The following is a 12,914-nucleotide window of genomic DNA, read 5'->3' as shown; positions in this document are numbered from 1 at the left end:
GGGGACTCCGGTCTTTTCCTTCCCCGCTGAATCTCCGCGGAAACACTTGCCAAATCCGTTCCCCATGGGTTATAATAAATGAATCTGCCATATAGAACAGAAGGAGAAAGCAATGAAAAAGATTCTTGACCGGATCACAGAGGAAATGAAAGGGGCTTTCACCGCCGCAGGCTACGACGCCACCTACGGTAAGGTGACTTTATCCAACCGCCCGGACCTCTGCGAATATCAGTGTAATGGCGCCATGGCTGCGGCCAAAGACTATAAAAAGAAACCCATCGACATCGCAAACGGTGTGGTGGAGCATTTAAAGGACAGCGAGATCTTTGAGGAGGTTTCCGCTGTTATGCCGGGCTTCATTAACCTGAAGATCGGAAGCGGCTTTCTGGCCGATTATATGAATGGGATGCGGACTGGAGAGAAGCTGGGAATGGAGCCGGCGGAGCATCCGGAGACCGTGATCGTGGACTACGGCGGAGCCAATGTGGCAAAGCCCCTGCACGTGGGCCATCTCCGTGCCGCCGTCATCGGTGAAGCCATTAAGCGCATGGGCCGTTTTGTGGGCCATAAGGTGATCGGCGACGTTCATCTGGGAGACTGGGGGCTCCAGATGGGTCTGATCATTGAGGAATTAAAGGAACGTCAGCCGGAGCTCTGCTATTTTGACGAAGGCTATACGGGAGAGTATCCTGAGGAGCCGCCCTTTACGATCTCTGAGCTGGAGGAGATCTATCCGGCAGCCAGTGCAAAATCCAAGGTGGATGAGGCGTTTAAGGAGAGGGCCCAGGAGGCCACCTTTAGGCTCCAGAGCGGTTATGCGCCCTACCGCGCTATCTGGAACCATATCATGAGCGTATCCTTAAAGGATCTAAAGAAAAATTACTCCAATCTGAACGTGGAGTTCGACTTATGGAAGGGCGAAAGCGACGCCCAGCCCTATATCCCCGCCATGATCGATGATCTTGTGGAAAAGGGCCTGGCCTATGAGAGCCAGGGAGCCCTGGTGGTGGATATTGCGGAGGAGACAGATACCAAGGAGCTGCCGCCCTGCATCATCAGGAAATCCGACGGAGCTGCTCTTTATGCCACCTCCGACCTGGCCACCATCGTGGAGAGGGAGCAGGATTTCCATCCGGACCACTATATTTATGTGGTGGACAAGCGTCAGGACCTTCATTTCACCCAGGTATTCCGGGTGGCAAAGAAGGCCGGGATCGTGGCGCCGGAGCGGAAAATGGATTTCGTAGGCTTCGGGACCATGAACGGCAAAGACGGAAAGCCCTTTAAGACCAGAGAGGGCGGAGTTATGCGGCTGGAAAACCTGATCGCCGATATCAGCGAAGCCGCCTACAACCGGATCATGGAAAACAGGACCATCTCTCCGGAGGAAGCCAGGGAGACTGCAAAGATCGTGGGACTGGCCGCATTAAAATACGGCGACCTTTCCAACCAGGCCACCAAGGATTATGTGTTCGATATCGAGCGGTTCACGTCCTTTGAAGGAAATACGGGGCCATATATCCTCTATACCATTGCCCGTATCAATTCGATCCTGAAAAAATATGAGGCAGTCTGCGGGACTCCGAAAGATCCGGTAATCCTGCCGCCGGAGGCAGAGCCGGAGAAGACTCTGATGCTGGCCTTATCCAGATTCAGCGAGGTAATGGAGGCAGGCTTTGAAGAGCTGGCTCCCCATAAGATCTGTGCGTATATTTATGAGCTTTCCAACGCTTTAAACCACTTCTACCATGAAACGAAGATCATTGCAGAAGAGGATAAAGAGAAGCAGGCGGGATATATCGGCCTGGTAACGCTCACCAGGAGCGTGCTCACCACCTGCATCGGTCTTCTGGGCTTTGAAGCACCGGAGCGGATGTAGGATCCTGCAGGACCAGAGGACTGGAAACAGGACAGGGAGGCATCATGGAGGTAACCGGACTTTCCGCAGATACCTTCTGGAAAGGTGAAACGGAGATCAGAGGAGAAGTGACCGACGGTACGGAACGGTACAGAGTCCGTATTCTGCGCAAGGGTAGTCAGATTTTTGACTACTCTTGTTCTCGTGTGGAAAAAAATGGGAAGCGGACCGGGTACTGCTCGCTGGGCTGCCATGGAGAAGGAGGAAACACAGTCCTCTGCCCCCATGGAGAGGCTGTATATGGAGCGTATATAAGAAAGGAAGGGACGGAGGGCTTGAAACCGGTATCCACGTCCCAGAAGGTCCGCTTCATGGTACGGGAGTACACCAACCGGGAGGTGGGACGGATCATGGGAGACGGAGAAGAGGGGCGGATGAAGCTGATCCCCCTGGTTTCTTTTTCCAGGGACCAGATCCGGGTCCGCTTCCAGATCTTCCGGGAAAAGGTCTTTCCGGTAAAGGATCTGGTGACCTTTTCCCAGGCCGTGGAGTTTGAACGGTTCCTGGAGTACGGGAAAGGAAGATCCTTTCACCACAGTCTGACAGCCTTTGAGGAGGAGTGCCGCCCCCTGGTGCTTCTGGTCCTGGAGCTGGTGGGCGCATACAGGGAGTCCTATGCCCAGTTTAAGCGGGGGGCTCTGGAGACAGAGCCGGTCCTTAAGGAGCTGGTCCTGGGAAAGTCTGCCCGGGAGCGTTTTTTCTGGATCCTGGAAGGCAGGAGCCTGGAATGTGAGGATCCCCGCCGCCAGAAGCGGAGCCTGACGGTAAAAAAGGAAAATCCGAAGATCTGCTTCCGGGTGGAGAAAACTGGAAAGGACGGGGTAAAGCTCACAGTTCCGGAAGAGATCATGGCGTTTTCTGGCGAAAAGCATCTACTTGTGGCGGACTGGGGATCGGTCTGCATCTGCGACCAGGAATACACGGACGCATTGACGGTCCTGATGGAATATACGGTCATGGGCCAGGACGCGGAGAGGGAGATCTTCATCAATGACCGGGATATGCCTCTGTTTTATGAACGCGTCTTAAAGAAGCTGGATATGCTGAAGCTTCTGGAGGTCCGGGACCTGGATCTGGAAAGCTTCCGGCCAAAGGAGCTTAAGTGCTCCTTTTATTTCGACAGTCCGGGCCCCCGGGAAGTGACTCTGAGACCGGAGCTGTCCTACGGGGATTTTTCCTTTCACCCTCTGGAGGACGAAAATGTGCCTAGGGAGATCTGCCGGGATGTTCCGGGAGAATTCCGGGTGAGCCAGGTCATTACCCGGTATTTTAAATATACGGAGGATGGAACCAGGAATCTGGTGATCCGGAATGACGATGAAGCAGTCTACCGCCTTATTTCCGGGGGAATGGGCCAGTTCATGGAGCTGGGAGAGATCTTCCTTTCGGAGTCCTTTAAGAAATTCCGGGTCCTGCCGCCGGCAGACGTATCCGTAAGGGTAAAGGCAGAGGACCGGTGGCTGGATCTGGAGGTGGAGACCGATGGGATCTCCAGGGAGGAATTAAGTGCCATCCTGGCAGAGTATGACGCCGGGAAGAAGTTTTACCGGATGAAAAACGGAGATTTCCTGGCTCTGGGAGACGACGGCCTTCTGACGGTATCCAGGCTGGCCAGAAGCCTGGGAGTGGAAAAGGAGCTGGCAGGACCGGCGCCGATCCGCCTTCCCATGTACCGCGCCATGTTCCTGGATGGAATGCTTAAGGAGGACCGGAGCGTGAGCTTTTACCGGGACCAGCTTTTTAAGGCAGTGGTCCGGGGCATGAAGGACGTGGAGGACAGTGAATTTGAGATACCGGAGCCGTTTGCCGCTGTGCTGAGGGGCTACCAGAAAACGGGGTACCGGTGGCTGAAGAGCCTGGACGCTTACGGCTTCGGCGGGATCCTGGCTGACGAAATGGGGCTGGGAAAGACGATCCAGATCATTGCCCTGCTCCTGGATGAAAAAAGACAGGGCGGCGGAAGGACCCTGATCGTATGTCCTGCCTCCCTGGTCTATAACTGGGAAAATGAGATCGCCCGGTTTGCGCCGGAGCTTTCTGTGGCCGCCGCAGCCGGAAGCCAGGGAGAGAGGGAGCAGCTTTTTGAACGGCTTTCGGCGGAAAAGGATGGGGGAACGGACGTTGTCATTACCTCCTACGATCTGCTGAAGCGGGACCTGGCCTTTTACCGGTCCATGGATTTCCGTTACCAGATCATCGACGAGGCCCAGTACATCAAAAATGCGGCGACCCAGGCGTCCAGGGCCGTAAAATCCGTCAGCGCCAGGACCAGGTTTGCCCTGACGGGAACTCCCATGGAAAACCATCTGGGAGAGCTGTGGAGCATCTTTGATTTTCTCATGCCCGGCTTTCTGTTCACATATCAGAAGTTTAAAAAGACCTTTGAGACCCCCATTGTGCGGGACGGGAGCCGTGAGGCCCTGGAACGGCTTCACCGGATGATCGGCCCGTTCCTGCTCAGAAGGCTGAAAAGGGATGTGCTGAAGGAGCTTCCATCCAAAATGGAAACAGTGCTCTATTCCCGGATGGAGGGAGAGCAGAAGCGGATCTATACGGCCAGTGCAGCCGCATTAAAGGAGCGGCTGCTGGCCGGGGAACTGGAGACAGGGGAGGACAGGATGCAGATCCTGGCGGAGCTTCTGCGCCTAAGACAGATTTGCTGCGATCCGTCCCTGTGCTTTCCGCGGTATAAGGGCGGATCGGCCAAGCTGGAAACGTGCATGGAGCTTCTGGAAAACGGGACCAGGGCTGGTCATAAGATCCTTTTATTTTCCCAGTTCACGTCCATGCTGGATGTGATCGCCGGGAGGCTTTCAAAGGAAAAGATCCGCTTCTACATGCTGACCGGGGCCACGCCAAAGGGCCGGCGGATGCAGATGGTATCGGACTTCCACAAGGATGATGTGATGGTGTTCCTGATCTCCTTAAAAGCCGGAGGAACGGGCCTTAACCTGACGGCGGCGGATGTGGTGATCCACTATGATCCATGGTGGAACGCGGCGGCCCAGGACCAGGCCACGGACCGGGCCCACCGCATGGGACAGGAAAACCAGGTGACCGTATTCCGGCTGGTCACCAGCCACACAGTGGAGGAAAATATCCTGAAGCTGCAGGAAAGAAAAAGGGATCTGGCGGACTCGGTGGTCACTGAGGGGACCGGAAGCTTCGCCGGACTCACCAGAGAGGACCTGCTGGCCATGCTTGACACATGATTGCGTGAAAATCGTCAGAAAATATTAAGATTCTGACGGCGGGAGCATGGTATACTTGAGAGTACGAAAATCTACAATGCAGGGAGACAGACAATGTTTAAGAGAACACGGATCTTGAGCCTGGGACTGGCCATGGCCCTTTGTATGGCCCAGACGGCCCAGGCAGAAATACTGATCACACCACTGGATGTCAGCAATCCGGCAGGCCAGGGAGTCCAGATCGTGCCGGAGAGCCAGGGCGGGGCGGGGACCCAGGCCCAGAACCAGCCCGGGCCCCAGGAGAAGCCGGGAGCCGGGCAGTCCCCCCAGGCGGGGAACCAGAGCATCCAGTCCGGCTCCACAGGTCCCCAGGCGGGAGATCTGAGCACCCAGTCCGGCCCTACGGGCTCCCAGACAGGGACTGTGACCGCTCCGGCCTCCGGGATCCTGGAATACAGAACAAATGCACCGGTAAACGGAACGGCCGGAGCCGTCCAGGACATGGAGCTTTCCATGCCGGCAGTGTCGGCTGAGGCGGCCATTCTTTTTGATGCCACCCATAATACAGTGCTGTTCGAAAAAAATGCAGATGAAAAGCTGTACCCGGCCAGCATCACAAAGCTGATGACGGCTCTTCTGGTGCTGGAAAAGGCAGATCTGAACGATACGGTGGTATTTTCTAAAACCGCAGTGACGAACCTGGAATCCGGGGCAGTGACCTTAAAGCTCCAGGAAGGGGACCGGGTATCAGTCCGGGACTGTTTATACGGTCTTCTGCTGAAATCGGCCAATGAGGTAGCCAATGGGCTGGCAGAGCATGTGGGAGGAAGTATCCAGGGATTTGCAGACCTGATGAACCAGAGGGCAGCAGAGCTGGGGTGTACGGGGACCCATTTCACCAATCCCAGCGGCCTCAATGACCCGGACCACTATACTACGGCCAGGGACATGGCGAAGATCGCCGGGGCCGCCTTTAAAAATGAGACGCTCCAAAAGATCAGCTCCTCCTTAAGCTATGAGTTCCCGGCTACAAAGGCGGCAGCCGCCAGGACCATTACGCCGGGCCACAAAATGCTCTATCCCAGTGATTCCAGATATTACGAGGGGATGGTGGGCGGAAAGACCGGGTATACTTCCCTCGCGGGGAATACCCTGGTAACGTGTACAGAAAAGGATGGAGTCCGGCTGATCGCTGTGGTATTAAAGGCCAGAAGCACCCATTACGGGGATACGAAGGCCATGCTGGATTATGGCTATAAAAAGCTCCAGGCATTCGGCAGCGGCCCGTACCATCAGTGGGTGCAGAACGGAGACGGCTGGTATTTCCGCACGGCTGACGGACAGCTCCTTAAGGGGTGCCGGGCGGTTATCGACGGAGTGGAATATGGCTTTGACGATGCTGGAAAAATGCAGAAGGGCTGGCAGAAGTACGGAGAGGACTGGTATTATTTCCGTTCAGACGGCTCTATGGTAAAGAATGACTGGAGACAGGACGGAGACAAATGGTTCTACCTGGGAAGCGGGGGAGCCATGGTCCGGAACGCCTGGGTCGATCAGACGTATTATGTCGGGGCAGACGGTGTCTGGGTCCGGCAGTAGGTTAAATTTTGGAAAGGAACAGAAAAATATGAAAAATCCGATCAGAGTCACAGAGGCAGAATATGAGAACAGAAAAACAGGGGAAAAAGCCACCGGTTGTACCGTTCTGATCCACGGAGAGATCAAGGCAGTGCTGGATCAGCTGATGAAGGAAAATCCGGAGATCAAATCCTATGGACAGGCCCTGGCAGGAATCGTTGATCTGGGCGTCAGCGTACTGGAGAGCCAGGCCCAGGCAGTCCAGGCCCGGGCGGCAGAGGCCCAGGAGAACGCCTCTGACCATAAGGAATAAGAGACATGGGGATCATTCCCGGCCTTCTGGCTGGCGGAGCGGCCGCGGCGCTGTTCCTGGGACGTTCGGAGTATGAAAAGGACTGCCTGGTGACGGACACCTATGAGATCTGCTCTCCGAAGCTTACGGAAGGCGGCCGGACCCTTGTTTTTTTAACAGACCTTCATGATAAAGAGTTTGGTCCCGGCAACCGGCGGCTGCAGGAGACCATAAGAGCCGCAGGGCCGGACGCTGTCCTCATCGGCGGCGACATGATGGTGGCAAAGGGGAAGGGCGAACTGGAAACGTCTCTGAGGCTTATAAAGGCCCTGGCCGGGGAATTTCCTGTATACTGCGGCAACGGCAACCACGAACTCCGTATGAAAAACAAGACGGAGATCTACGGAAACAAGTACTGGGAATACAGGGAGGCCCTGGAAAAAATGGGGGTCGTCCATGTTTCAGACGGCCATGTATGCCTGGACAGGGATCTGGTCCTTTACGGGGTGGACCTGCCGGAACGGTATTACCGGCCGGGAACGCCGTCCATGGAGCCGGGATTTATGGAAAAGGCCTTGGGAAAGTCAGATGAAAAACGGTTTTCCATTCTCCTGGCCCATTCTCCTGTGTTTTTTGAGGAATATGCGGCCTGGGGGGCGGATCTGACCCTTTCGGGCCATTTTCACGGCGGAACCATCCGTCTGCCCGTTCTGGGAGGGGTCATGACGCCCCAGTATCAGTTTTTTTACCCCCGCTGTGCCGGTGAATTTACGGATGAGAAAGGGCGCAGGATGCTGGTGGGCCGGGGACTGGGGACCCATTCCATCAATATCAGGTTCTGTGATAAACCACAAGTTCTAGTGGTGAAATTAAAACCGTAAACAATATTTTGTTGCATAATCTTTTGGCAAACCTATTTACAGCAGATGAAAAGTCTGATATACTGTGTTAGCAATGCCCAGGAAGAGAGTTCCGGAACGCGGGACTCTCTTTTTATAGCCGGCGGCTGCCGGAGGGCTTCCGGAGGCGGATCCCGACAACAGCCCCGGGCGGAGGAGAGGACATGGAACTGTCGTACAAGCTGGAGAAATTTGAGGGTCCCCTGGACCTGCTGCTCCACTTGATCGAGAAAAATAAGATCAATATTTACGATATCCCCATTGCAGAGATCACGGACCAGTACCTGGAATACGTAAGCTGCATGGAAGAGGAATCCCTGGATGTGGTCAGCGAATTCCTGGTGATGGCAGCGACGCTTTTGGATATCAAGGCCAGGATGCTGCTGCCCCGGGAGGTCAGTGAGGAAGGGGAGGAAGAGGATCCCCGGGCCGAGCTGGTGGAACGGCTCCTGGAGTATAAGACGTATAAATACATGTCCCTGGAGCTGAAGGACATGGAAGTGGATGCAGACAAGGTCTTTTATAAGGCCCCGACGATCCCCAGAGAGGTGGAAAGGTATGAGGAGCCGGTGGATCTGGACCAGCTTCTGGACGGCCTGACCTTGTCGAAGCTCCAGAAGATCTTTGAATCCGTGATGAAGCGCCGGGAAGACAAGATCGATCCGGTGCGCAGTACCTTCGGGACCATAAAAAAGGAACCGGTGAGCCTGGAGGAAAAGATCGGGGCTGTGCTGGAATACGCTGAGAGGCACCGGAGGTTCAGCTTCCGGGGCATGCTAAGCCGCCAGAGGGACAAGACGGAGATCGTGGTCACGTTCCTGGCCCTTCTGGAGCTGATGAAAATGGGCCGGATCCATCTGACCCAGGAGCATTTGTTTGACGATATGATGATCGAGGCCCTGGAGCCGGAGGAGACCAGGGACCAGACCGGGACCCGGGCGGAGGAAATCGGATGAGAGTAGAGGATTTAAGGGAGCAGGAGGCCGTTGTGGAGGCCGTGCTCTTTACCATGGGCCGGTCAGTGGAGATCCGGCAGCTGGCTGCGGCCCTGGAAACGGGAGAACCGGAGGCAGAGGCTGCCGCAGAAAGGCTGAAGGCCCGTTATGAGGAGAGTGTCTGCGGAATGCAGGTGCTGCGGCTGGAAAACAGCTATCAGATGTGTACCAGGACCGGATATTATGAAAACCTGATCCGGGTGGCTGCGGCGCCGAAAAAGCAGGTGCTGTCGGACGTAGTCCTGGAGACCCTGGCCATTATTGCTTATAAGCAGCCGGTGACCAAGGCGGATATTGAGAAAATAAGAGGCGTCAAATCGGATCATGCGGTGAACCGCCTCATTGAATATAATCTGGTTTATGAGGCAGGAAGGCTGGACGCGCCGGGAAAACCGGCACTGTTTGCGACCACAGAGGAATTCCTGCGGAGATTTGGAGTGAGCTCCACGGAGAACCTGCCGGAGATGGATCTGGAACAGAAAGAGGAGATCCGGTCAGAGGTGGAGGAGGAGCTGAATCTGAAGGCAGGCCCCGGCGGGCTGCTGGATGGAACGACAGAAAACGAGGAGGAACAGGACCATGAGATGCAGTGATATCAAAGTCATAAAAAAAGACGGCACCCGGGAGGATTTTAATGTACAGAAGGTGGTGGTGGCCGTCAATAAGTCCGCCAACCGGGCCATGATCACGTTTTCCCGGGCGGAGATCAATTTTATCTGCCAGTTCGTAGAGGAGAAGGCAGAGCAGATGGAGGTGGGCGAGATCCCCATTGCCCAGATGCACAACATTGTGGAGGGAGCCCTGGAGCGGGTCAACCCCCTGGTGGCCAAGAGCTACCGGGATTACAGAAATTATAAGCAGGATTTCGTACAGATGCTGGACGAGGTGTACAAAAAGAGCCAGTCCATCATGTACATCGGCGACAAGGAAAACAGCAATACGGACAGCGCCCTGGTTTCCACCAAGAGGAGCTTGATCTTCAATGAGCTGAATAAGTCCCTGTACCAGAAATTTTTCATGACTGTGGAGGAGCTCCAGGCCTGCCGGGACGGATATCTGTATATCCATGATATGTCCGCCCGCCGCGATACCATGAACTGCTGTCTTTTTGACGTGCAGACCGTGCTCACCGGCGGCTTTGAAATGGGGAACCTGTGGTATAACGAGCCCAAGACCCTGGACGTGGCCTTTGACGTGATCGGAGATATCGTTTTAAGCGCTGCCAGCCAGCAGTACGGCGGCTTTACAGTCCCCAGTGTGGAAAATATCCTGGCCCCCTATGCGGAAAAGTCCTATGAAAAATATATTAAAAAATATACGGATCTGGGAATTTCTGAGGAGAAAGCAAAGGAAGTGGCCTGGAACGACGTCCAGAGGGACATGGAGCAGGGCTTCCAGGGCTGGGAGTACAAGTTTAATTCCGTTTCCTCTAGCCGCGGTGATTACCCCTTTATCACTATGACCGCAGGGACCGGGACCAGCCGGTTCGCCAAAATGGCCACTATTACCATGCTGAACGTCAGAAGAAAGGGACAGGGAAAGAAAGACCATAAAAAGCCGGTCCTTTTCCCGAAGCTGGTATTCCTTTATGATGAAAACCTCCACGGCCCCGGAAAGGAGCTGGAGGATGTGTTTGAGGCGGGGATCGAGTGCTCCTCCCGGACCATGTATCCAGACTGGCTGTCCCTGACAGGAGAGGGCTATATTGCCAGCATGTATAAGAAATATGGAAAGATCATCAGCCCCATGGGCTGCCGCGCCTTCCTGTCCCCCTGGTACGAAAGAGGTGGAATGGAGCCGGCGGACGAACAGGATTCTCCTGTATTCGTGGGCCGCTTCAACATCGGCGTCGTAAGCCTGCACCTGCCCATGATCCTGGCAAAGGCCCGCCAGGAGAGCCGCGATTTCTACCAGGTCCTGGACTACTATCTGGAGCTGATCCGGAAGATCCATATCCGCACCTACGCATATCTGGGCGAGATGCGGGCCTCCACCAATCCGCTGGCTTACTGCGAGGGAGGCTTTTACGGCGGCCACCTGGGCCTCCACGATAAGATCAAGCCTCTCCTTAAAACAGCCACCGCATCCTTCGGGATCACAGCCTTTAATGAGCTCCAGCAGCTTTACAACGGCAAGTCCCTGGTGGAGGATGGCCAGTTTGCCCTGGAGGTGCTCCAGCACATCAACGACAAGGTCAACGAATTCAAGGAGGCCGACGGAAACCTGTACGCCATCTATGCCACACCGGCGGAGAACCTGTGCGGCCTCCAGGTAAAGCAGTTCAGGGAAAAATACGGGATCGTGGAGAACGTGTCTGACCGGGAGTACGTAAGCAACGGCTTCCACTGCCATGTGACCGAGGATATCACCCCCATTGAGAAGCAGAATCTGGAATACCGGTTCTGGGAGCTCTCTAACGGAGGAAAGATCCAGTATGTGAAGTATCCCATCGACTATAACAAAGAAGCCATCAAATCCCTGGTGCGCCGGGCTATGAAGATGGGCTTCTACGAGGGCGTGAACCTGTCCCTTTCCTACTGCGACGACTGTGGCCACGAAGAGCTGAACATGGACGTATGCCCGGTCTGCGGCAGCAAAAACCTGACAAAGATCGACCGGATGAACGGCTACCTAAGCTACTCCCGTGTCAAAGGCGACACCCGCCTAAACGACGCCAAAATGGCCGAGATCGCCGAAAGGAAAAGTATGTAATCCAGCAAAGCCGTGCGGCAGAGCCTTCCAGGACCCGCCGTGCGAGCTTGCTCGCAAAGGAGGGGCCGGGAAGGCTCTGCCATAGGGCGCAGCCCCCACATGAATCATTGGGCGTCCATAAAGGCCACTTTTGGAGTTCCCATCCCCTCGCCCAATGATGAATGTCACGGCTTTGCGTCCCGCGGGAGGAGTTCCCCGCCGTGCGATCCTGTTTACCAAGGCGTGTCCGGGAAGGCTCTGCCATAGGGCGCAGCCCCCACATGAATCATTGGGCGTCCATAAAGGCCACTTTTGGAGTTCCCATCCCCTCGCCCAATGATGAATGTCACGGCTTTGCGTCCCGCGGGAGGAGTTCCCCGCCGTGCGATCCTGTTTACCAAGGCGTGTCCGGGAAGGCTCTGCCATAGGGCGCAGCCCCTACATGAATCATTGGGCGTCCATAAAGGCCACTTTTGGAATTCCCATCCCCCCACCCAATGATGAATGTCACGGCTTTGCGTCCCGCGGGAGGAGTTCCCCGCCGTGCGATCCTGTTTACCAAGGCGTGTCCGGGAAGGCTCTGCCATAGGGCGCAGCCCCTACATGAATCATTGGGCGTCCATAAAGGCCACTTTTGGAATTCCCATTCCCCCACCCAATGATGAATGTCACGGCTTTGCGTCCCGCGGGAGGAGTTACCCGCCGTGCGATCCTGTTTACCAAGGCGTGTCCGGGAAGGCTCTGCCATAAGGTGCAGCCCCCACACTCCGGACGGAAAGAAAGGAAAATACCCATGCGATACCATAATATTACCAAAGACGACATGTTAAACGGCGACGGCCTGCGCACCGTCCTGTGGGTGGCAGGCTGCAGCCATGGCTGCAAGAACTGCCACAATCCCATCACCTGGGATATCTGCGGCGGGATCCCCTTCGACGATGCGGCCAGAGAGGAGCTGTTTGCCGAACTCAGTCAGCCCTACATCTCCGGCGTTACCATGAGCGGCGGCGATCCCCTCCACATGGCCAACCGGGACGAGATCGGAGCTCTCATAAAAGAGATCCATGAGACCTTCCCGGACAAGAACATCTGGATCTATACCGGCTATCTTTGGGAGGAAGTAAAAGACCTTCCGTTTATGCCCCTGGCAGACGTACTGGTGGACGGTCCTTTTATAGAAGAACAAAAAGACACCGCCCTTCACTGGAAGGGCAGTGCCAATCAGAGAGTCATTGATGTGAAGCGATCCCTGGCCGAAGGCCGTGTGGTCCTCCACGCCTGATCCCGCCGGAGCGGAGCGTCCGGCGCTCCATCCCGCAGAGGGAGACCTTGCCGCAGGCAGGCTCCTTC

The 12,914-nt window shown here is 55.6% G+C and carries 9 protein-coding genes; all 9 read left to right on the top strand.

Annotated features, from left to right (window positions below; translation table 11 throughout):
- Positions 1-112: 112 nt before the first annotated feature.
- The 9 genes from argS to nrdG all read left to right on the top strand — a co-directional run bounded on the left by argS (position 113) and on the right by nrdG (position 12,846).
- A complete protein-coding gene (gene argS / locus ACI6NM_RS05535) occupies positions 113-1,879 on the top strand; it encodes an arginine--tRNA ligase (protein WP_262427932.1) in 1,767 nt (588 codons plus the stop codon).
- A gap of 44 nt (positions 1,880-1,923) precedes the next feature.
- The gene (locus ACI6NM_RS05530) at positions 1,924-5,130 is read left to right on the top strand and encodes a DEAD/DEAH box helicase (protein ID WP_262427933.1); all 3,207 of its coding nucleotides are present in this window, start codon (positions 1,924-1,926) and stop codon (positions 5,128-5,130) included.
- A gap of 93 nt (positions 5,131-5,223) precedes the next feature.
- Positions 5,224-6,708, top strand: coding sequence for a serine hydrolase (locus tag ACI6NM_RS05525; protein WP_262427934.1), 1,485 nt, complete (start codon positions 5,224-5,226; stop codon positions 6,706-6,708).
- A gap of 28 nt (positions 6,709-6,736) precedes the next feature.
- Positions 6,737-7,000: a hypothetical protein gene (locus ACI6NM_RS05520; RefSeq protein ID WP_022274378.1), complete on the top strand. Its 264-nt coding sequence runs from the start codon at positions 6,737-6,739 to the stop codon at positions 6,998-7,000.
- A 5-nt stretch (positions 7,001-7,005) separates the two neighbouring features.
- On the top strand, positions 7,006-7,860 hold the full coding sequence (locus ACI6NM_RS05515) for a metallophosphoesterase (RefSeq protein WP_215654340.1): 855 nt from the start codon (positions 7,006-7,008) through the stop codon (positions 7,858-7,860).
- A 182-nt stretch (positions 7,861-8,042) separates the two neighbouring features.
- Positions 8,043-8,834: a segregation and condensation protein A gene (locus ACI6NM_RS05510; RefSeq protein ID WP_262427935.1), complete on the top strand. Its 792-nt coding sequence runs from the start codon at positions 8,043-8,045 to the stop codon at positions 8,832-8,834.
- Positions 8,831-9,466, top strand: coding sequence for an SMC-Scp complex subunit ScpB (gene scpB / locus ACI6NM_RS05505; protein ID WP_158356943.1), 636 nt, complete (start codon positions 8,831-8,833; stop codon positions 9,464-9,466). The genes ACI6NM_RS05510 and scpB overlap by 4 nt, the downstream gene beginning before the upstream one ends.
- A complete protein-coding gene (gene nrdD / locus ACI6NM_RS05500) occupies positions 9,453-11,585 on the top strand; it encodes an anaerobic ribonucleoside-triphosphate reductase (protein ID WP_022274382.1) in 2,133 nt (710 codons plus the stop codon). The genes scpB and nrdD overlap by 14 nt, the downstream gene beginning before the upstream one ends.
- A 772-nt stretch (positions 11,586-12,357) precedes the next feature.
- Entirely contained in the window at positions 12,358-12,846 is a 489-nt protein-coding gene (gene nrdG / locus ACI6NM_RS05495; RefSeq protein ID WP_262427936.1) for an anaerobic ribonucleoside-triphosphate reductase activating protein, read from the top strand.
- Positions 12,847-12,914 lie beyond the last annotated feature (68 nt).

Origin of the sequence: Pilosibacter sp. YYHA0881 (genome assembly GCF_051602715.1) — a bacterium.
Classification (GTDB): Bacteria; Bacillota; Clostridia; order Lachnospirales; family Lachnospiraceae; genus Alitiscatomonas; species Alitiscatomonas aceti.
The sequence above is the reverse complement of the archived record's forward strand: the minus strand, read 5'-3'. Positions and strand labels throughout refer to the sequence as shown.

Bases quoted from the DNA above. Each gene is read 5' to 3' on its own strand.
- argS (WP_262427932.1), top strand. From the start codon at position 113: ATGAAAAAGATTCTTGACCGGATCACAGAGGAAATGAAAGGGGCTTTC.
- ACI6NM_RS05530 (WP_262427933.1), top strand. From the start codon at position 1,924: ATGGAGGTAACCGGACTTTCCGCAGATACCTTCTGGAAAGGTGAAACG.
- ACI6NM_RS05525 (WP_262427934.1), top strand. From the start codon at position 5,224: ATGTTTAAGAGAACACGGATCTTGAGCCTGGGACTGGCCATGGCCCTT.
- ACI6NM_RS05520 (WP_022274378.1), top strand. From the start codon at position 6,737: ATGAAAAATCCGATCAGAGTCACAGAGGCAGAATATGAGAACAGAAAA.
- ACI6NM_RS05515 (WP_215654340.1), top strand. From the start codon at position 7,006: ATGGGGATCATTCCCGGCCTTCTGGCTGGCGGAGCGGCCGCGGCGCTG.
- ACI6NM_RS05510 (WP_262427935.1), top strand. From the start codon at position 8,043: ATGGAACTGTCGTACAAGCTGGAGAAATTTGAGGGTCCCCTGGACCTG.
- scpB (WP_158356943.1), top strand. From the start codon at position 8,831: ATGAGAGTAGAGGATTTAAGGGAGCAGGAGGCCGTTGTGGAGGCCGTG.
- nrdD (WP_022274382.1), top strand. From the start codon at position 9,453: ATGAGATGCAGTGATATCAAAGTCATAAAAAAAGACGGCACCCGGGAG.
- nrdG (WP_262427936.1), top strand. From the start codon at position 12,358: ATGCGATACCATAATATTACCAAAGACGACATGTTAAACGGCGACGGC.